The 20,098-nt window shown below is 70.2% G+C and carries 13 protein-coding genes, 1 tRNA gene and 1 rRNA gene; 2 read left to right on the forward strand and 13 right to left on the reverse strand.

All coding sequences use genetic code 11. From position 1 onward, the window contains the following. The first annotated feature begins 65 nt into the window (after positions 1-65). A complete protein-coding gene (locus tag ACGFR9_RS29365; protein ID WP_030227629.1) occupies positions 66-875 on the forward strand; it encodes an Fpg/Nei family DNA glycosylase in 810 nt (269 codons plus the stop codon). A gap of 90 nt (positions 876-965) precedes the next feature. Here ACGFR9_RS29365 and ACGFR9_RS29370 read toward each other — a convergent pair whose 3' ends face one another. The 10 genes from ACGFR9_RS29370 to ACGFR9_RS29415 form a co-directional block, all read right to left on the reverse strand. Further along, positions 966-1,220 (reverse strand): hypothetical protein, encoded by a 255-nt coding sequence (locus ACGFR9_RS29370; RefSeq protein WP_393214236.1) that lies wholly within the window; start codon positions 1,218-1,220, stop codon positions 966-968. 99 nt (positions 1,221-1,319) lie between these two features. After that, the gene (locus ACGFR9_RS29375; protein WP_030227626.1) at positions 1,320-1,790 is read right to left on the reverse strand and encodes a Dps family protein; all 471 of its coding nucleotides are present in this window, start codon (positions 1,788-1,790) and stop codon (positions 1,320-1,322) included. Positions 1,791-1,974: 184 nt separating this feature from the next. Beyond that, positions 1,975-2,355: a helix-turn-helix domain-containing protein gene (locus ACGFR9_RS29380; protein WP_003993396.1), complete on the reverse strand. Its 381-nt coding sequence runs from the start codon at positions 2,353-2,355 to the stop codon at positions 1,975-1,977. A 109-nt stretch (positions 2,356-2,464) separates the two neighbouring features. Further along, a complete protein-coding gene (locus tag ACGFR9_RS29385; protein ID WP_393214240.1) occupies positions 2,465-3,010 on the reverse strand; it encodes a CinA family protein in 546 nt (181 codons plus the stop codon). Further along, positions 3,007-3,882, reverse strand: coding sequence for a CDP-diacylglycerol--glycerol-3-phosphate 3-phosphatidyltransferase (pgsA, locus tag ACGFR9_RS29390; protein WP_393214243.1), 876 nt, complete (start codon positions 3,880-3,882; stop codon positions 3,007-3,009). Before pgsA ends, ACGFR9_RS29385 begins: the two co-directional genes overlap by 4 nt. Further along, entirely contained in the window at positions 3,879-5,354 is a 1,476-nt protein-coding gene (rimO, locus tag ACGFR9_RS29395) for a 30S ribosomal protein S12 methylthiotransferase RimO (RefSeq protein WP_393214246.1), read from the reverse strand. Before rimO ends, pgsA begins: the two co-directional genes overlap by 4 nt. A gap of 93 nt (positions 5,355-5,447) precedes the next feature. After that, positions 5,448-6,284 (reverse strand): helix-turn-helix domain-containing protein, encoded by an 837-nt coding sequence (locus tag ACGFR9_RS29400; RefSeq protein ID WP_393214249.1) that lies wholly within the window; start codon positions 6,282-6,284, stop codon positions 5,448-5,450. A gap of 252 nt (positions 6,285-6,536) precedes the next feature. Further along, a complete protein-coding gene (locus ACGFR9_RS29405; protein ID WP_393214251.1) occupies positions 6,537-9,254 on the reverse strand; it encodes a DNA translocase FtsK in 2,718 nt (905 codons plus the stop codon). Between the two features lie 156 nt (positions 9,255-9,410). Next, on the reverse strand, positions 9,411-10,088 hold the full coding sequence (locus ACGFR9_RS29410) for a two-component system response regulator (protein WP_393214253.1): 678 nt from the start codon (positions 10,086-10,088) through the stop codon (positions 9,411-9,413). Positions 10,089-10,395: 307 nt separating this feature from the next. After that, complete coding sequence (locus ACGFR9_RS29415; RefSeq protein ID WP_393214256.1) at positions 10,396-15,861, reverse strand: HAMP domain-containing protein; 5,466 nt, start codon at positions 15,859-15,861, stop codon at positions 10,396-10,398. Between the two features lie 502 nt (positions 15,862-16,363). On the opposite strand from ACGFR9_RS29415, the gene ACGFR9_RS29420 reads away from it, so the two are divergent. Beyond that, positions 16,364-19,003: a SpoIIE family protein phosphatase gene (locus ACGFR9_RS29420; protein ID WP_393214259.1), complete on the forward strand. Its 2,640-nt coding sequence runs from the start codon at positions 16,364-16,366 to the stop codon at positions 19,001-19,003. A gap of 76 nt (positions 19,004-19,079) precedes the next feature. Here the strand turns inward: ACGFR9_RS29420 and ACGFR9_RS29425 are convergent. The 3 genes from ACGFR9_RS29425 to rrf form a co-directional block, all read right to left on the reverse strand. Then, positions 19,080-19,152: transfer RNA gene (locus tag ACGFR9_RS29425), tRNA-Thr, on the reverse strand. Between the two features lie 77 nt (positions 19,153-19,229). After that, positions 19,230-19,892 carry a DegT/DnrJ/EryC1/StrS family aminotransferase gene (locus ACGFR9_RS29430; protein ID WP_393214284.1) on the reverse strand — a complete coding sequence of 221 codons (663 nt, stop codon included), beginning with the start codon at positions 19,890-19,892 and terminating at the stop codon, positions 19,230-19,232. A gap of 115 nt (positions 19,893-20,007) precedes the next feature. Beyond that, positions 20,008-20,098 (reverse strand): 5S ribosomal RNA (gene rrf / locus ACGFR9_RS29435); the annotation flags it as partial.

Genomic DNA, 20,098 nt, shown 5'->3' on the forward strand with positions numbered 1-20,098 from the left:
TCCCCTGTGGGCTCCGGCCCACCTCGCCGGAAGCCGCCACTCCCCCGGCATGCCACCCTTGACCCATGCCCGAAGGAGACACCGTCTGGCAGGCCGCACACCGACTGCACGACGCCCTGGCCGGCAGGACACTGACCCGCAGCGACCTCCGGGTGCCCAAGTACGCCACGGCCGATCTCACCGGCCGCACCGTCCTGGACGTCACCCCGCGCGGCAAGCATCTGCTGACCCGCGTCGAGGGCGGCCTCACCCTGCACTCGCATCTGAGGATGGACGGCTCCTGGCGGGTGTACGAGCCGGGGCAGCGCTGGAACGGCGGCCCCGCCCACCAGATCCGCGCCGTCCTCGGTACCGCCGACCGCACGGCCGTCGGCTACCGGCTCCCCGTCCTCGAACTGATCCGCACCGCCCAGGAGGACCGCGCCGTCGGCCATCTCGGCCCCGACCTCCTCGGCCCGGACTGGGATCCGGACCGCGCGCTGGCCAACCTCCTGAAGGACCCGTCCCGCGCCCTCGGCGAAGCCCTGCTGGACCAGCGCAACCTCGCCGGCATCGGCAATGTGTTCAAGAGCGAGTTGTGCTTCCTCCTCGGTGTCACCCCGTGGCTCCCCGTGGGCGACCTGCCCGCCGACCGCTCCGCGCCCCTGCCGGACCTCGCCCGGAAACTGCTGGAGTTCAACCGCGAGCGCCCGATCCGCAACACCACCGGCCGCCGCGGCCAGGACCTGTTCGTGTACGGCCGTGCCCGCCGCCCCTGTCTGCGCTGCCGCACCCCGATCCGCCTCGCCGATCAGGGCGACGGCTCCCGCGAGCGCCCCACCTACTGGTGCCCCACCTGCCAGCCGGGCCCCACCCCGTTCACACCCCGCCGCTGACCCGGCCCGCGTCGCCCTCGCACCGGGCGCACTCCCTCCACCCGCGCTCCGGCAACAGGCCGAGCCCCGCCCGCAGCCGCACCGCCGCCTTCACGCCCCGCCGCTGAGCCGGCGCGCGTCGCCCTCGCGCCAGGCCCGACGCCACCGCCCCGCCGCGAGCGCCCCCTCCGCCCGCGCCTTCGGCACACAGTGCACCGGCAGCACGCTGAGCCCCCACCCGCCGGCCACGACCGCCCCTTCCACCGCCCCGGCGCCGGGTACCAGCAGCAGTCGCACCACCGCCCACCACCACAGCGCCCCCAGTACCAGAGCGATCCCCCGGCGCACCACGGTCCCCGTCGTCACGGCCTCCTCCACCCCCGGGCCGACGCTATGAGACCGCTCGCCCCCGCGCACAGGGCGCACCGAGGGCACACGGGCGCACCCCGGCCCCTGAGGACCACGTCACCCGTTCTCGGCCTGGAACATCCAGTGCTGCTTCTCCAGGTCCGCGGTGATCGTGATGAGGATGTCCTGGCTCACCGGGTCCGGTGCGTCGGTCGCCGCGACCCGCTCCCGCATCCGGGTGATCACCGCGCCCAGCGCCTCCACGAGTGTGCCCACCGCGGTCGTGTCGTCGACCCAGCCCTCCGGTGTCACCCCGATGCCGCTGCCGACGGCCACGGTCGCGGCCCGCCCGTCGGGCGAGACGCCGAGTGCCGCGGCACGCTCCGCCACGGTGTCGGAGTGCGCACGGGCGAGGCTCACCACCTCGTCGAGCTGGAGATGCACGGACCGGAAACGCTGCCCGACCACGTTCCAGTGGATCTGTTTGGCCACCAGGGCGAGATCCACCAGGTCGACCAGGGCGCCCTGCAGCGCCTCGGACACGGTCTTCAGGTTCTCGTCGGACAACGGACTCTTCACGACGTACATCCGCACCTCCGTAGCCGGCCCCCGTCTCGTCCCTCCACGATGACCGCCGTGCGGCGCACCGGCAAACGCACCGCGACAGGGTCCAGGCATGCGAAAACCCCGGCGGCACCCCTCCTGATGTTCCGGAAGGGCCCCTGCCGGGGCATCTCACATCTTCATACCGCGTAGGCGCGGAGCATCACGCTCACGCGGCGACGACGTCCACCGCCTCGGCGGGCGCCTTGATGGTCACCCGTTCCGGTGGCACACCGGTCACCGAGACGGAACCCAGCATCGGACGAACCGGCGTGGGTACGGGCTCGCTGGGGGTCGCTGCAGCAGACTGGGCCAGTTCGGCGAGAGCGAGCTCGTCGCTCACTTCCCGCATGAGCTCGGACATCCGTACGTCCAGCGCGTCGCAGATGGCGGAGAGCAGCTCGGAGGAAGCCTCCTTCTGCCCCCGCTCCACCTCGGAGAGATAGCCGAGTGAGACTCGGGCGGACGAGGAGACTTCGCGCAGAGTACGGCCCTGGCGTTGGCGCTGCCGACGCAGCACGTCACCCAGCAGGCGACGGAGCAGAATCATCGGTGGCTCCCTCCTCGGACCGCGTAGCCGCATCCTTCTCGCCCCACCGTACCGCCTCGCGCCGCGGCCGTGCGGGGAGCGATGTCGTGTTCACTCAGGGCTGCAAACATCAAAACCCCCCGTTCCGTTCCGTATCCTGTGCCCGCTCATTTCCGGTCTGTTCGCCCACAAGCTCCGTCAGAAGCAGTGCGAGTACGCTCCGTGCACTCTCCATACGAATTTCCGCGCGGTCGCCGTTCAACCGCAGACGCTCCACTTTTCCGCCGCCGGCGGAACGCCGCCCCGGCCCGGCCGGGCCGTCCACGGCCACGAAAACCGTGCCGACGTCCTGCCCGTCCTGGGCGTCCGGACCGGCGACGCCGGTGGTGGCGATACCCCAGTCGGCACCCAGCGCCTTGCGTACGCCGGCCGCCATCTGGGCCGCCACCTGCGGATCCACCGCGCCGCGCTCCGCGAGCAGGGTGGCGTCCACGTCGAGCAGTTCCCGCTTGAGTGCGGTGGCGTACGCCGTCACCGAGCCCCGGAACACCTTGGACGCCCCCGGCACCGAAGTGATCTCGGCCGCCACGAGGCCACCGGTCAGCGACTCCGCGACGGCCAGCGTCGCACCGTTCACGGTGAGTAGTCGCACCACCTCGGCGGCTCCGGAACTCACGCTTCCGTCTCCTCCAACGCCGCCTTGCGGTCGGCGATTCCCTGCCTGCGCAGCACAATGGCCTGTTTCACATAGTCGAGCCCGGTCGCCACGGTCAGCACAACCGCCGCGGCCATGACCCACCACCGCAGCGTGGCCAGCCACCCCGTCAGCGCCAGTACGTACATACCGACGGCGATGCCCTGGGTGAGGGTCTTGAGCTTGCCCCCTCGGCTGGCCGGGATCACGCCGTAGCGAATGACCAGGAAACGCAGAAGGGTGATGCCGAGTTCCCGGCCGAGGATGATTCCCGTGACCCACCACGGCAGATCGCCCAGCGAGGAGAGACAGATCAACGCCGCGCCCATGATCGCCTTGTCGGCGATGGGGTCGGCGATCTTCCCGAAGTCGGTGACGAGGTCGTAGGTGCGCGCCAGATGACCGTCGAACAGGTCGGTGATCATGGCGATGGCGAAGGCCGCCCAGGCGAACGACCGCCACGCCGGGTCGTAGCCGCCGTCGGCGAGCATCAGCATCACGAACGCGGGAACCAGCAGCAGCCGCAGCATGGTCAGCAGGTTGGCGATGTTCCAGACGCTGGCCTGGTTGACGGCCGCCGCCACGACCTTCGCACCGCGTGCGGGCCTGGTGCCGTCCTCGGTGTCGAGGCCGTCCCGGGGCGCGGTCGCCGGGGCCGTCTCGTCGCCGTGCGCCGGGGCGCCGCCCGGGCCGTGCGCGGTGCGCCGGGCCGGTCCGCCGCCGGATGCTCCCGGGGCCGTGCCCCGGGCCTCGCGCGCGACCGTACGGCCGGACGCCGACAGACCTCCGGGGGCGGTACCCGCCGCCCTCCTCGCGGAGGGGCCACCCGCCGCCGATGCCGGGACACCCGTCATCTGCCCGCCTCCTCGCTCCACGCGGGCGCACCCTGGAACAGCGGCTCCGCCACCAGGTCGACACCTTCCGTGCCGACCACCTTCGCCTCGACCATACGGCCGACGGTCAGCCCCTCGCCGCTCGTGAGCAGCACCTGGCCGTCCGTCTCGGGCGCCTGGTGCGCCCCCCGGCCGTACACGCCCTCCGTCTCGTCGACGGACTCCACCAGCACGTGCACGGTCTCGCCGAGCCGCTCCTCGGCGCGCTGCGAGACCAGTTCCTCGGCCAGCCGGGAGACCTGGGCCAGCCGCTCGGCGACGACCTCCTCGTCCAGCTTGCGGTCGTACGTCGCGGCCTCGGTGCCCTCCTCGTCGGAGTAGCCGAAGACGCCGATGGCGTCCAGCCGCGCGTGGTTCAGGAAGCGCTCCAGCTCGGCGAAGTCGGCCTCGGACTCGCCGGGGAAGCCGACGATGAAGTTGGAGCGCACACCGGCCTGGGGGGCCTTGCTCCGGATGGTGTCGAGCAGCTCCAGGAACCGGTCGGTGTCGCCGAAGCGGCGCATCGAGCGCAGCACGTCCGGCGCGGAGTGCTGGAAGGACAGGTCGAAGTACGGGGCGACCTTCGGGGTGGAGGTCAGCACGTCGATCAGGCCGGGCCGCATCTCGGCCGGCTGGAGGTAGCTGACCCGCACCCGCTCCAGGCCGTCGACCTCGGCGAGCTCGGGCAGCAGGGACTCCAGCAGGCGGATGTCGCCCAGGTCCTTGCCGTAGGAGGTGTTGTTCTCGGAGACCAGCATGATCTCCTTGACGCCCTGTTCGGCCAGCCAGCGCGTCTCGTTCAGCACGTCGCTGGGGCGGCGCGAGATGAAGGAGCCCCGGAAGGACGGGATGGCGCAGAAGGAGCAGCGCCGGTCGCAGCCGGAGGCGAGCTTCACCGAGGCGACCGGGGAGCCGTCCAGCCGGCGGCGCAGCGGCGCGCGGGGGCCGGAGGCGGGGGCGAGGCCCTCGGGGAGGTCCACCGGGCCGTGGCCCGGAAGGGCGACGGAGGCGGCGGACTCCTGCCGCTCGGCCGGGCTGATCGGCAGCAGCTTGCGCCGGTCGCGCGGGGTGTGGGAGGCGTGGATGCCGCCGTTCAGAATGGTCTGGAGGCGGTCGGAGATGTCGGTGTAGTCGTCGAAGCCGAGCACGCCGTCGGCCTCGGGAAGCGCCTCGGCGAGTTCCTTGCCGTACCGCTCGGCCATGCAGCCCACGGCCACGACGGCCTGGGTTCTCCCGTGGCCCTTGAGGTCGTTGGCCTCCAGGAGGGCGTCGACCGAGTCCTTCTTGGCGGCCTCGACGAAGCCACAGGTGTTGACGACGGCGACGTCAGCGTCCTCGGCGTCCTCCACGAGCTGCCAGCCGTCCGCCTCCAAACGGCCTGCGAGCTCCTCCGAGTCCACCTCGTTACGGGCGCAGCCAAGGGTGACGAGTGCGACGGTACGGCGTTCAGGCATGGGCTCAAGACTACTTCGTCCCGCTGACACCCCACGTCGACGGGGTTGGCCGATCATGGCCAACCCCGCCGCGGACGCGCCCTTTGGGCCGGATCATCCCGCCTGCGGGTCGCCCTTGGTGTAGGTCAGGCGCTCGACGGCGCCCGGCTGCCAGTCGTCCTCGATCTTCTTGCCGTTCACGAACAGGTCGATCGCGCCGGCGTCACCGAGGACCAGATTGATCTTGGTGCTGTCCTGGAAGGTCTTGGAATCGCCCTGCTTGAGCAGTCCGTCGAACAGCAGTCGGCCGCTGTGGTCCTTGGCGGAGATCCAGCTGCGTCCGTCGGCGGCGCTGACCTTGACCGTCACCTTGTCCTGCGGGGCGGCGGCGATGGCGCTGTCCGACGGCTCCGGCTCGGGTGCGACGGTCTTCTCGGACTTGGGAGTGGGGGTGGCCGACTTGGAGGGCTGGGTGCCCTCGGCGACGTTCTCCTTGGCTCCGTCGTCGTCACCGCCCTTGACCATCGTGAAGCCGACGAAGCCGATCACGACGACGATCGCGGCGACCATGGCCGCGGTCCAGTTGGGTCCGCGCCGCTCGGGACGGATGCGTTCCGCCTCGAACAGCGGGGCGGCAGGGGTCGGGGCCGGACGGCCGCCGCCGTGGTCGGCCTCGAACCGTTCGATGAGCGGGTCCGGGTCGAGGCGCACGGCCTTGGCCAGGGTCCGGATGTGCCCGCGCGCGTAGACGTCGCCGCCGCAGGGCGCGAAGTCGTCGGCCTCGATGGCACGCACGATGCCGATACGGACGCGGGTGGCGGTACTGACGTCGTCGACGGTGAGCCCCGCGGCGATGCGCGCCTGCTGCAGTGCTCGGCCGACGGAGGGGCGGGCTTCCTCGGAAACGTCTTCGAAGGGACGCTCGTCTTCAGGGGAGTTGCCGATGGACACGGGGGCGCCTTTCGAGCGTGTAGCCGCCTGTGCTGGAGGTTCAGTCTAGGAGGGGTACGAGAGGGTGGGGCAACCGGGCGGTCGGACTTTGTACGCCATTGGAATGGCCCGACATCCCGATGATGGGACTGCGGTGTGCAGTTTCCCTCAACTTGACGTACGCCGACGGGAAACGGTTGCTCAATGATCGCTTACGAGGAGGTCACGATCGGCCGACCGGGATCCCGGCGGCGACGGCCGCCCCCGATTCGCCTACCCTTCAGACTCCCCCCGGATCAGCGCGAGCACGCCATCCAGGTCGTCAGGCTTCACAAGAACGTCACGAGCCTTCGAACCCTCGCTCGGTCCGACGATGTTCCGGGACTCCATGAGGTCCATCAGCCGGCCGGCCTTGGCGAAGCCGACGCGCAGCTTGCGCTGGAGCATGGACGTCGACCCGAACTGGGTGGAGACGACCAGCTCGGCCGCCTGGCACAGCAGGTCCAGGTCGTCGCCGATGTCCTCGTCGATCTCCTTCTTCTGCTTGGTCCCGACGGTGACGTCGTCCCGGAAGACGGGCGCCATCTGCTCCTTGCAGTGGCGTACGACCGCCGAGACCTCCTCCTCGGTCACGAACGCGCCCTGCATACGCGTGGGCTTGTTCGCGCCCATCGGCAGGAACAGCCCGTCGCCCTTGCCGATCAGCTTCTCGGCGCCGGCCTGGTCGAGGATGACCCGTGAGTCCGCGAGCGAGGAGGTGGCGAACGCCAGCCGGGACGGCACGTTCGCCTTGATCAGACCGGTGACCACGTCGACCGACGGCCGCTGCGTGGCGAGCACCAGATGGATACCGGCCGCCCGCGCGAGCTGGGTGATCCGCACGATGGAGTCCTCGACGTCGCGCGGGGCGACCATCATGAGGTCGGCCAGCTCGTCGACGATCACCAGCAGATACGGATACGGCTGCAGCACCCGCTCGCTGCCCTCGGGCGCCTTGGCCTTGCCCTCGCGCACCGCGCGGTTGAAGTCGTCGATGTGCCGGTAGCCGTAGGCGGCCAGGTCGTCGTAGCGCAGGTCCATCTCGCGCACGACCCACTGCAGCGCCTCGGCGGCCCGCTTGGGGTTGGTGATGATCGGCGTGATCAGGTGCGGGATGCCCTCGTACGCGGTGAGCTCCACGCGCTTGGGGTCGACCAGGATCATCCGGACGTCCTCCGGGGTCGCCCGCATCATGACCGAGGTGATCAGGCAGTTGATGCAGGACGACTTTCCCGACCCGGTGGCACCGGCGACCAGCATGTGCGGCATCTTCGCCAGCGAGTCCATGACGTAGCCGCCCTCGACGTCCTTGCCGAAGGCGACCAGCATCGGGTCGTCGTCCTCGGCGGACTCCGCGAGCCGCAGTACGTCACCGAGGTTGACCATCTCCCGGTCCGTGTTCGGGATCTCGATGCCGACCGCGGACTTGCCGGGGATCGGGCTGATGATCCGCACGTCCGGGCTGGCGACGGCGTACGCGATGTTCTTGGTGAGGGCGGTCACCCGCTCGACCTTCACGGCGGGGCCGAGTTCCACCACGTAGCGGGTGACCGTCGGGCCGCGGGTGAAGCCGGTGACGGCGGCGTCCACCTTGAACTCCGTGAAGACCTTCCGCAGCGCGTCGACGATGAGGTCGTTGGCGGCGCTGCGCGCCTTGCCGGGACCGCCGCGGGTGAGCAGGTCGAGGGAGGGCAGGGAATAGGTGATGTCGCCGGAGAGCTGGAGCTGCTCCGCGCGGGGCGGCAGGTCGCGGGGTTCCCGGGGCGGCGCCTTGGTCATGTCCAGGACGCCCGCGGGCGGCTTCTCCCGCTTCGGCTCCTCCTGCCGCGGGCGGGCGGCCGGGACCGGCGTGGGGGTCGTCGGCTCGCGGTCGCCGACGCTGACGCCCTGGGTCAGGTCGGCGACGATCGGCGAGGGCGGCATGCCGTGCAGTACGGCGCCGTCGAGCGCGGCGGCCGCGGCGGCTGCCACGTCCACGGCGTCCATCTGCCGGTCCATGGCCGGCTGCGGCACCGCGGAACTGCGGGGGCGGCCCCGGCGCCCGGACAGTGCCTCCTGCTCCGCGCCGTCCGGGTCGTACTCCTCGGGCACCGGGCGGCGCCTGCCGCGGCTCGCGGGCAGCGAGTCGCGCCACTGCCGCTCGTAGCGCTCGTCGTCCTCGCCGAACTCCTCGGGGCCGGCTTCGCGGACGATTCCGAGCCGCACTCCGAGCTGCCGCAGACGCTGCGGAATCGCGTTGACGGGGGTGGCGGTGACGACCAGCAGCCCGAAGACCGTGAGCAGCACCAGCAGCGGTACGGCGAGGACGTCGGTCATGGTGGACGACAGCGGCGTGGCCGCGCCCCAGCCGATGAGCCCGCCGGCGTCCCGTATGGCCTGCATGCCATGACTGCGCGCGGGTGAGCCGCAGGCGATGTGGATCTGCCCGAGGACGCCGATGACGAGCGCGGACAGGCCGATGACGATCCGTCCGTTGGCCTCCGGCTTCTCAGGGTGCCGGATGAACCGTACGGCGATGACGGCGACCAGGATCGGCACCAGCAGGTCGAGCCGGCCGAAGGCCCCGGTGACCAGGATCTCCACGAGGTCGCCGACGGGGCCCTTCAGGTCGGCCCAGGTGCCCGCGGCGACGATCAGGGCGACGGCGAGCAGCAGCAGCGCCAGGCCGTCCTTGCGGTGCGCGGGGTCCAGGTTCTTGGCGCCCTGTCCCAGGCCGCGGAAGACGGCGCCCACGGCGTGCGCGAGGCCCAGCCAGAGGGCGCGGACGAGCCGGTACACACCGCTGGTCGGATTCGGGGCCGGCGCGGGCGCCGGCTTCTTCGCCGCGGCCTTCTTGGCGGGGGCCTTCTTCGCCGGGGCCTTCTTGGCAGCGGCCTTCTTCGCCGGAGCCTTCGCGGAAGCGGCCGCCTTCTTCGCGGGCGGCTTCCTGGCTGCGGAGGGACGTGAGGCCATGGGTGTGAGGTTACCGGTGGAGACGGCAGGTGACACGCGTGGCGGATGCTTCACCCGTTCGTGTCGCACTTGCCGAGGCGCGGAGTTGACGCGCGGTGGGTGCGGCCTCATGCCCACGGTGGATGGGGCGCCCGGTCAACGGCCGTGCACGGGGCTTCAGTTCTGCGACGGCACCGACGACGCGCTGCCCGTACCGGGCTCCAGGGCGTCCAACGCCCGCCGCAACCCCGTGAGCTTGCGCTCCAGATGGGCCGCCGTCGCCACCGCGGCGGCGTCGGTCGACTCGTCGTTGAGCTGCTTGGTGAGAGCCTCGGCCTGCTCCTCGACGGCGGCGAGCCGCGCCGACAGCTCGGCGAGCAGACCCGCCGGCTCCTTGGACTCGACCGCGTCCTTCTCGCCGCCCTCCAACTGGAGCCGCAGCAGCGCCGCCTGCTCCCGCAGCTGACAGTTCTTCATGTACAGCTCGACGAAGACCGACACCTTCGCCCGCAGCACCCACGGGTCGAACGGCTTGGAGATGTAGTCGACCGCACCCGCCGCGTACCCACGGAAGGTGTGGTGCGGGCCGTGGTTGATCGCGGTGAGAAAGATGATCGGGATGTCCCGGGTCCGCTCCCGCCGTTTGATGTGCGCGGCGGTCTCGAAACCGTCCATGCCCGGCATCTGGACGTCCAGCAGAATGACCGCGAAATCGTCCGTGAGCAGTGCCTTGAGTGCTTCTTCCCCGGACGATGCCCGCACCAGCGTCTGATCGAGCGCCGAGAGGATGGCCTCCAGCGCGAGCAGATTCTCCGGCCGGTCATCGACCAGGAGGATCTTGGCCTTCTGCACCATGGCCCGCCCTCCTCGCCCCGGCTTGGGGCCTCCCCTGTCCGCAGGACCTGACGCCGTACCGATGCGTACCGCGCCAGGGGGCGACTCCCTTGCGCCGCCCGTCCTTGTGCCGGTCATCGTAGCCGCACCCCGCCCGCCACCACACCCTGTCACCGGGATGTCACTGTGCACGTAGCGGAAACGCTGCGGAAGACCAGAAGGTTCCCCGTTTCCCGTACTTCTACACGACTTCGCGCGCACCGCGTCGGCGACGGGGCGCCGTCACCGAAGCTGCCCGGCACTTTCGCGTGCCCTCCCGGGGCCGGTCTCACTCCCCTCGCATCCACTGCTCCATCACGGACAGCAGATGGTCGGGGTCGACCGGCTTGGTCACGTAGTCGGAGGCGCCCGACTCGATCGCCTTCTCCCGGTCGCCCTTCATCGCCTTCGCGGTGAGCGCGATGATCGGCAGACCGGCGAACTGCGGCATCCGGCGGATCGCCGTGGTCGTGGCGTACCCGTCCATCTCGGGCATCATGATGTCCATCAGGACGACCGCCACGTCGTCGTGCTGCTCCAGCACCTCAATGCCCTCGCGGCCGTTCTCCGCGTACAGCACGGACAGTCCGTGCTGCTCCAGGACGCTGGTGAGCGCGAAGACGTTGCGGATGTCGTCGTCGACGATCAGCACCTTCTGCCCGCCGAAGCGGATCCCGCGGTGCGGGCGCGGCGCCGGCTCCTGGTGCTCCACACCAGCCCACTGCTCGGTCTCGGGGGCGGGCCGGGCCTCCAGGGTGATCCTGCGGCGCCGCCGGAACAGCGCGGCCGGACCGCTGTGTGTGTCGCGGTACGACGTCACCTCGGCCGGCGCCCCGGACTCCGCCGGGTGCAGCTCGGCCGAGGCCACCAGGTCACCCGCCTCCAGCGCGGGCATGGTCTGCTGGTAGCCGTGCGGCGGCAGCTCGCTCTGGTGCAGCGGCAGATACAACGTGAACGTCGAACCGCGGCCCGGCTCGCTCTGCGCGTGGATCTCGCCGCCCAGAAGCTGCGCGATCTCCCGCGAGATCGACAGCCCCAGTCCCGTACCGCCGTACTTGCGGCTGGTGGTGCCGTCGGCCTGCTTGAACGCCTCGAAGATCACCCGCATCTTGCTGGCCGCGATGCCGATGCCCGTGTCGCTCACCGAGAACGCGATCATGTCCGCGTCCGGGTCGGTCAGCGAACCGGTCTCCAGCAACTGCTCCCTGATCCGCTGCGGGACGTCGTCCCGGGCGGGCCGGATGACCAGCTCCACCGACCCGGAGTCGGTGAACTTCACCGCGTTCGACAGCAGGTTGCGCAGCACCTGGAGCAGCCGCTGCTCGTCCGTGTGCAGCGTGGCCGGCAGCTCCGGCGACACCCGTACGGACAGGTCGAGCCCCTTCTCCGCGGTCAGCGGCCGGAAGGTCGCCTCCACGTAGTCCACCAGCTGGACCAGCGCGATACGCGTCGGGGAGACGTCCATCTTGCCCGCGTCGACCTTCGACAGGTCGAGGATGTCGTTGATGAGCTGCAGCAGGTCGGACCCGGCCCCGTGGATGGTCTCGGCGAACTCGACCTGCTTCGGCGAGAGGTTCCCCTCCGCGTTGTCGGCGAGCAACTTCGCAAGGATCAGCAGCGAGTTGAGCGGCGTACGCAGCTCGTGCGACATGTTGGCGAGGAACTCGCTCTTGTAGCGCATGGAGACCGCGAGCTGCTCGGCACGCTCCTCCAGGACCTGCCGCGCCTCCTCGATCTCGGTGTTCTTCACCTCGATGTCGCGGTTCTGCCGGGCCAGCAGCTCGGCCTTCTCCTCCAGTTCGGCGTTGGACGCCTGGAGCGCCTTCTGCCGCTGCTCCAACTCCGCCGACCGCTCGCGCAGTTGCTCGGTCAGCTCCTGGGACTGCGAGAGCAGCCGCTCGGTCCTGGTGTTGACCGAGATGGTGTTGACGCTCGTCGCGATCATCTCGGCGATCTGGTTGAGGAAGTCCTTCTGGATGTGCGTGAACGGCGTGAAGGAGGCCAGCTCGATGACTCCGAGCACCTGGCCCTCGAAGAGCACCGGCAGCACGATCACCTGCGCCGGCGGCGCCTCGCCGAGCCCGGAGGAGATCTTCAGATAGCCGCTGGGCGCGTCGTGCACGAGGATCGTGCGCTTCTCCACGGCCGCCGTCCCGATGAGCCCCTCACCGGGCCTGAACGACGTCGGCATGGACCCCATGGAATAGCCGTACGAGCCGAGCATCCGCAGTTCGAACTGGTCGTCGTCCGCGGCGCTCAGGTCCTCGCCGTCGACCAACGGCATCGTCAGGAAGAACGCGCCGTGCTGCGCGGACACCACCGGGGTCAGCTCGCTCATGATCAGCGAGGCCACGTCCTCCAGATCGCGGCGGCCCTGCATCAGCGCCGAGATACGGGCGAGATTGCCCTTGAGCCAGTCCTGCTCCTTGTTGGCGATCGTGGTGTCGCGCAGGTTGGCGATCATCTTGTTGATGTAGTCCTGGAGTTCCTGGATCTCCCCGGACGCGTCCACGTCGATCTTCAGGTTCAGGTCGCCGCGGGTCACCGCGGTCGCCACCCGCGCGATGGCACGCACCTGCCGGGTCAGATTCCCGGCCATCTCGTTCACGGACTCGGTCAGGTCCCGCCAGGTGCCGTCGACGTCCCGCACGCGTGCCTGGCCGCCCAGCTGGCCCTCGGTACCCACCTCGCGGGCCACGCGCGTGACCTCCTCGGCGAAGGAGGACAACTGGTCCACCATCGTGTTGATGGTGGTCTTCAGCTCGAGGATCTCCCCGCGCGCGTCGATGTCGATCTTCTTCGTCAGGTCGCCCTTGGCGATGGCCGTCGTCACCATGGCGATGTTGCGGACCTGACCGGTCAGATTGGACGCCATGCCGTTCACCGACTCGGTGAGGTCCTTCCAGGTGCCCGCCACACCCGGCACCTGGGCCTGCCCGCCCAGGATGCCGTCCGTGCCCACCTCACGGGCCACCTTGGTGACCTGCTCGGCGAACGCGCTCAGCGTCTTCACCATGGTGTTGATGGTGTCGGCGAGCTGCGCCACCTCACCGCGCGCCTCGATGCTGACCTGACGCGTCAGGTCGCCGTTGGCGACGGCGGCGGAGACCTGGGAGATGTTGCGCACCTGCGTGGTCAGGTTCTTGGCCATCAGGTTGACGTTGTCGCTCAGGTCCTTCCAGATGCCCGTGACACCCGGCACGTTCGCCTGACCGCCGAGGATGCCCTCGGTACCCACCTCGCGGGCCACCCGCGTCACCTGCTCGGCGAACGACGACAGCTGGTCCACCATCGTGTTGACGGTGGTCACCAGCTCGAGGATCTCGCCCTTGGCGTCGACGGTGATCTTCTTCGACAGGTCGCCCTTGGCGACCGCAGTGGTGACCTCGGCGATGTTGCGCACCTGGAGGGTCAGGTTGTTCGCCATGCCGTTCACCGACTGCGTGAGGTCCTTCCAGGTGCCGGAGACCCCCTGCACCTCGGCCTGACCGCCGAGGATGCCCTCCGTACCCACCTCACGGGCCACGCGTGTGACCTCTTCGGCGAACGACGACAGCTGGTCCACCATCGTGTTCAGCGTGTTCTTGAGTTCCAGGATCTCCCCGCGCGCGTCCACCGTAATCTTCTGCGACAGGTCACCGCGCGCCACCGCCGTCGCCACCTGGGCGATGTTGCGCACCTGGCCCGTCAGATTCGACGCCATGCCGTTCACGGAGTCCGTCAGGTCCCGCCACACACCGGCGACGCCGGGCACCTGCGCCTGACCGCCGAGACGCCCCTCGGTGCCCACCTCGCGGGCCACCCGCGTCACCTGGTCGGCGAACGACGACAGCTGGTCGACCATCGTGTTGATGGTGTTCTTCAGCTCGAGGATCTCCCCGCGCGCGTCGACGTCGATCTTCTGCGACAGGTCACCGCGCGCGACGGCCGTCGTCACCTGGGCGATGTTGCGCACCTGGCCGGTCAGATTCGACGCCATGGAGTTCACCGAGTCGGTGAGCTCCTTCCAGGTGCCGGACACACCGTCCACGCGCGCCTGACCGCCGAGACGACCCTCGGTGCCCACGTCCCGGGCCATCCGCGTGACCTGGTCGGCGAAGCTCGACAGCTGGTCCACCATGGTGTTCACGGTGTTCTTCAGCTGGAGCATCTCGCCGGAGACGTCCACGGTGACCTTCTGCGACAGGTCGCCATTGGCGACCGCCGTCGTCACCTGGGCGATGTTCCTCACCTGTCCGGTGAGGTTGCGGAACGCCGTGTTGACGGAGTCGGTGAGGTCCTTCCACGTCCCCGCCGCCCCCGGCACCTGCGCCTGGCCGCCCAGCTCGCCCTCGACACCGATCTCACGCGCCACACGCGTGACCTCGGCACCGAAGGAGGACAGCTGGTCCACCATCGTGTTGACGGTGTTCTTCAGCTCCAGCATCTCGCCGGCCACGTCCACGGTGACCTTCTGCGACAGGTCACCGTTGGCGACCGCCGTCGTCACCGCGGCGATGTCCCGCACCTGAGTGGTCAGGTTCCGGAACACCGTGTTGACGGAGTCCGTCAGGTCCTTCCACGTCCCCGCCGCGCCCGGCACGTTCGCCTGGCCGCCCAGCCGTCCCTCGGCCCCGACCTCGTTCGCCACGCGCGTGACCTCGTCCGCGAAGATCCGCAGCGTCTCGGTCATCTGGTTGATCGTCTCGGCGAGCTGCGCGACCTCGCCGCGCGCCGGCACCGTCACCTTCCGCGAGAGGTCACCGTTGGCGACCGCGGTGGTCACCTCGGCGATCCCGCGCACCTGCGCGGTGAGGTTCCCCGCCATGGTGTTGACGGAGTCGGTGAGCTCCTTCCACACACCGTCCACCCCGGGCACCTGCGCCTGACCGCCCAGGGCACCCTCGGTGCCCACCTCACGCGCGACGCGTGTCACCTCCGAGGAGAACGCGGAGAGCTGGTCCACCATCGTGTTGACGGTGTTCTTCAGCTCGAGCATCTCGCCCTCGACGTGCACGGTGACCTTGCGCGACAGATCACCCCGCGCGACGGCCGTCGTCACCAGCGCGATGTCGCGCACCTGTGCCGTCAGCCGCTCCGCCATCGTGTTGACGGAGTCCGTCAGGCCCTTCCACGATCCGGACATGCCGCGCACCTGGGCCTGCCCGCCCAGCTTGCCCTCGGTCCCCACCTCGCTGGCCACACGCGTGACCTCGTCGGTGAACGTCGACAGCTGGTCGACCAGATTGTTCACGGTCCGCGCGACCTTGAGGAACTCGCCCCGCAGCGGATGCCCGGACCCGTCCGGCGCCTGCGTCCGCAGCTCCATACGCGGCGACAGATCACCCTCCGCCACCGCCGACAGCACCCGGCTGACCTCGGACACCGGCCGCACCAGGTCGTCGACCAGCGCGTTCGAGTGGTCGATCGCGGTCGCCCAGGACCCCTCGGAGGCCCCCGTCTCCAACCGCTCCGTGAGCTTTCCCTCACGCCCGACCATGCGGCGCACCCGTGCCAGCTCACCCGTCAGATGCAGATTGCGGTCGGCCACCTCGTTGAAGACCGCCGCGATCTCCGCCATCACGCCGTCGCCGGACACCGTGAGCCGCTTGCGGAAGTTGCCGTCCCGCATCGCCACCAGCGCCGTCATCAGCCGGTTCAGGGCCGCGGTGTCCACCGTCGTGGTGCCACCCCGGGCCCGTCCCGGCTTACTCAGGGACTGTCCGCCTTTCGCGCGCGTCGTCTTCGTGCCCCGCGTCGCTGCGCCAGACTCCACTGTGTCCCTCCCGCAGGGGTCGACCGTTACCGCTGTTCTTGGGTGCTACCACGCTCGGCGGACCGGGTGATGCCGCTTTCCCGTACTGCCACCCCGGCGCGATCCGCGTGCCGGACCGCTTCCCGGGCTGCTGCCCGCTGTGGGCGACGGGCACTCGCCCCGCCCGGACGTTCGCAGGAAGCCTGCCCAGTGTTCCACCATGCCGACCAATGACCGTAACTCACTACGTCGCCCCTCGTTGAGCAGCCGGGCAGGGCTTGTCCTTCGCCGGACGCGGATCCAGCGAGAAGCGGGCCTTCGGGTCAAGCGGAGTCACAACAGTTCGGCAGCTTCTCTCGAGGCCCATCAGCCGGCCTGTGACGCGAGGCGCGTCGCATCGGTGTTCAGGGGGTATCCCCCGGAGGACGCAGGGGGATACCCCCTGAACACCGATCCACTGGCCGACTACCCTGTACCGAGCGAGCCGGGGAATCGGGCATGGAGGGGCAGGGGCCGCCGACCTATGGGGAGTTCTGTGATCACCGCGCGCGCGGCCGCCAGCTTCGAGCCCGTCGGGCGATCGGTCGCGACCGCCCGTTCCTTTGTCCGCGACACCCTCCAGGGCTGGGGCTTCGCCGACATCGTCGACGACGCCGTGGTCCTCACCAGCGAGCTGGTCACCAACGCCGTGGTCCACGCCGGCACCGCCGCCGACCTCCTCTGTCTGCGCAGCGACGAGGGCGTACGTATCGAGGTGGCCGACCGGTATCCGGAGCGGGAGATCCCCCTCCAGGGCTCGCCCGTCAACATGGGCAGCCCCGACCGCGAGGGAGGCCGGGGGCTCCAGTTGTGCGCGGCCCTGTCCGGCCACTGGGGCGTCGACTACACCCCCACCCACAAGACCGTCTGGTTCCAGCTCGACCTTCCCGCGCGCCCGGTCGGCACCCGCACCGCCGGCCCCTCCCTGCCGGCCCATCTCCTGCCCCTCGCCGACACCCGGGTCCGCGTCGCCGTCGTCCAGATCGACCGCGGCGGCTCCGTCACCGCCTGGAACGAGGACGCCGAGGAGCTCTTCGGCTACTCCGCGGAACAGGTCACCGGCAAACCGCTCACCGACCTCGCCGCCTGGCCGCACACCCCGGGCACCGGCACCGGCATCGCCGACGCGCTCCAGCTCTCCCGCTGGGAGGGCAGCTACGGCATCCGGGGCGCCCACGGCCGCGTGATCCCCGTCTACGCCTCCCACCTGCGGGTCCGCGACACCGACGGGGAACCGTCAACGGTCTGCCTCCTCGTGCGCGACCACGAAAGGGCGGTGCTGCAGACTCCGCTGCGCCGCCCCGCGACCGACACCTCCGCCACCTCCGAGGGCCAGAGCACCGACCCGTTCGAGGTCTTCATCGGCTCCCCCGCCCCGGACGACCTCGACGGGCTGCTCCAGCGCACGGTGGAACGCGCCCGTGACATGCTCGACGGCGACTCCGCCTTCCTCCTCCTCGCGACCGACGACGAGACGGAGCTGGAGGTCCGCGCCTCCACCGGCCTGCCCTCGGCCCGCCAGCGCTTCGCCCGCGTCCCCGTGGAGGCCGGCCCCGGACGGTACGGTTCCGCCCGCATGCCGGCCGTCCATGAGGACCTCACCGCCGTTCCCGGCGCGGTCCCGCTCCTCAACAGCACCGGCATGCGCTCGGTCGTCACCGTCCCGCTCAAGGTCGAGGGCCGCCTCACCGGCTCCCTCGGCGTCGCCGCCGAGGCACCCAACAGGTACTCCAACGAGGAGGCGCTGCGCCTGCAGTTCGCGGCGGACCGTATCGCCCTGGCCGTCGAGTCGGCCCGCCTGGGCGAACTGGAGCGGCTGCGCCGCGGCTCGCTCAGCTTCCTCGTCGAGGCCTCCGACCTGCTGGCCGGCACTCTGGACCGGGACCAGACGCTGGCCCTGATGGCCCAGATGACCGTGCCGACCCTCTCCACCTGGTGTGCCGTCTACACGATCGCCGACCAGGCCTCCGAGCCCTATCTGTCGTACGTCCTGCACGAGGACGAGGAGCTGATCGACGGCATCAAGTCCCTGCTGTCGAAGATCACTCCGCCCGACCCGGTCCCGACTCCCGGCGCCCGTGTCTGGACGGCCCCCGCGGAGGTCGCCCACCAGGCGGCCCTGCGCACCTCCATGCGCAGCCTGGGCCTCAGCGGCAGCCCGACGCATCAGATCACCCCGGGCATCGGTCCGACCCTCGCGACGGCTTCCGCGGTCGGCGGCGAGACGGTGGTCCTTCCACTGGTCGCCCGTAACCGGGTCATCGGCATGCTGACGCTGGGCAAGCCGACCGACGAGCACTTCCGCCAGGAGATCCTGGAACTCGCCGAGGACCTCTCCCGACGGGCCGCCCTGGCCCTGGACAACGCCCGCCTGTACTCGGAGCGCACGGCCATCAGCCAGTCACTCCAGCGCAGCCTCCTGCCACCCGAGCTGCCCACGGTGGACGGCGTCGAGGTCGAGGTCATCTATCGCGCGGCCGGCGAGGGCAACGAGGTCGGCGGCGACTTCTACGACCTCTTCCCGATCAGCGACGGCGCCTACGGTTTCGCCATCGGGGACGTCTGCGGCACCGGCCCCAACGCGGCGGCCGTCACGGGTCTGGCCCGGCACGCGCTGCGCCTGCTGGCCCGTGAGGGCCTCAGCGGCCCGGCGGTCCTGGAGCGCCTCAACTCCGCGATCCTCGACGAGGGCGCCCGCAGCCGCTTCCTGACCCTCCTCTACGGCGAGATGCGCCCGCAGGAGGACGGCAGCGCGGAACTGAAGGTGGTCTGCGCGGGACACCCCCTGCCGCTCCGGCTGCGCCAGGACGGCACGGTCGAACCGGCGGCGGAGCCGCAGCCCCTCCTCGGCGTCATCGAGGACCTGGAGCTGTACGAGCAGACGGTCACCCTCGATCCCGGTGATGTCCTCCTGTGTGTCACCGATGGCGTGACCGAACGCCGGGAGGGCCCGCGGATGCTGGGCGACGACGGGCTCACCGACGTTCTGACGACCTGTACGGGTCTGACGGCGGGGGCGGTCGCGGCCCGCATCATGCGTGCCGTGGAACGCTTCGCCTCCGAGCCGCCGTCCGACGACATGGCGATTCTCGCCATGCGCGTACCGGGCCTGCACACGGAATAGCCGGGATGCCCTCCGGAATGTCCTTCCGGAGGGCATGAGAAAGGCCCCGCCCGAATGGGCGGGGCCTTTCTGTCGGAGCCCCCAAACGGAATCGAACCGTTGACCTTCTCCTTACCATGGAGACGCTCTACCGACTGAGCTATAGGGGCCTGTTGCTTTGTGCGGGGTTCCCGCGCGGCAACGGAATAGATCATACCCCGAACAGACCCGTGCTCCCAACCGCCGCTCAGCCTGTCGGCTGGAGCAGTCCGCCCAGTGCGTTGCACACCCCCGCGATCCGCTGCATGTCCCGCTTGGTCAGCGTCGCGTCGACGGGAAGCGCGAGGGTCTCGTCGGCGGCCCGTTCGGTCTCCGGCAGCGACACGCACCGCCGGAACCCGGGCAGCCGGTGCACGGGGGTTTTCACTGGCACCCTGCACTCAATGCCCTTGCCGCGTATGGCCCGTGCGAAGGCGTCCCGGTCGGGCCTGCCGTTGCCCGGCACTCGTACGACGTACTGCTGATAGGTGTGTCCGGCGCCGCCTTCGGGTGTCCGCACGCCTCGCAGCTTCGCGTCGAGGAACGCCGCCCGCTGCCGCCGCTGGGCTATCTCGTCGTACGGCGCCTCGGACTCGCCCTGCTCCAGCACCAGCAGTCCGTGCCGTCGGCCGAGCGCGTGCAACTGCCCGATACCGGCGGGCCGGCCGAAGCGGTGTACGACAACGACGGCTGCCGTCCGGGGAGTTACGGCCGCTTCCACAGCGGCCGGCTCCAGACAGTACGTCAGCGGATCTATGTCGGCGAACACCGGCAGCGCACCTGCCGTCGCCACGGCTTCCGCGACTTCCACATTCCCGAAGGCCGGGACGACGACCTCGTCACCGATTCCGACTCCAGCGGCCCTGAGCAGCGCAGCAGTACCCATGGGGTGGATGCTCGTCGTGCGACATGAACGTCAAGTAACGGCAAACAAAAAAGGGTTGGACCCTGAACCGAAGTTCGGGGTCCAACCCTTTTGAATGATTGTTCGGCGGCGTCCTACTCTCCCACAGGGTCCCCCCTGCAGTACCATCGGCGCTGTAAGGCTTAGCTTCCGGGTTCGAAATGTAACCGGGC

Origin of the sequence: Streptomyces sp. NPDC048584, assembly GCF_043199595.1 — a bacterium.
In the GTDB taxonomy this organism is placed as follows: Bacteria; Actinomycetota; Actinomycetes; order Streptomycetales; family Streptomycetaceae; genus Streptomyces; species Streptomyces edwardsiae.

Excerpts from the sequence above, each read along its gene's own strand:
- ACGFR9_RS29365 (WP_030227629.1), top strand. The coding sequence starts at position 66 with ATGCCCGAAGGAGACACCGTCTGGCAGGCCGCACACCGACTGCACGAC.
- ACGFR9_RS29375 (WP_030227626.1), bottom strand. The coding sequence starts at position 1,790 with ATGTACGTCGTGAAGAGTCCGTTGTCCGACGAGAACCTGAAGACCGTG.
- ACGFR9_RS29380 (WP_003993396.1), bottom strand. The coding sequence starts at position 2,355 with ATGATTCTGCTCCGTCGCCTGCTGGGTGACGTGCTGCGTCGGCAGCGC.
- pgsA (WP_393214243.1), bottom strand. The coding sequence starts at position 3,882 with ATGACGGGTGTCCCGGCATCGGCGGCGGGTGGCCCCTCCGCGAGGAGG.
- rimO (WP_393214246.1), bottom strand. The coding sequence starts at position 5,354 with ATGCCTGAACGCCGTACCGTCGCACTCGTCACCCTTGGCTGCGCCCGT.
- ACGFR9_RS29405 (WP_393214251.1), bottom strand. The coding sequence starts at position 9,254 with ATGGCCTCACGTCCCTCCGCAGCCAGGAAGCCGCCCGCGAAGAAGGCG.
- ACGFR9_RS29410 (WP_393214253.1), bottom strand. The coding sequence starts at position 10,088 with ATGGTGCAGAAGGCCAAGATCCTCCTGGTCGATGACCGGCCGGAGAAT.
- ACGFR9_RS29420 (WP_393214259.1), top strand. The coding sequence starts at position 16,364 with ATGGGGAGTTCTGTGATCACCGCGCGCGCGGCCGCCAGCTTCGAGCCC.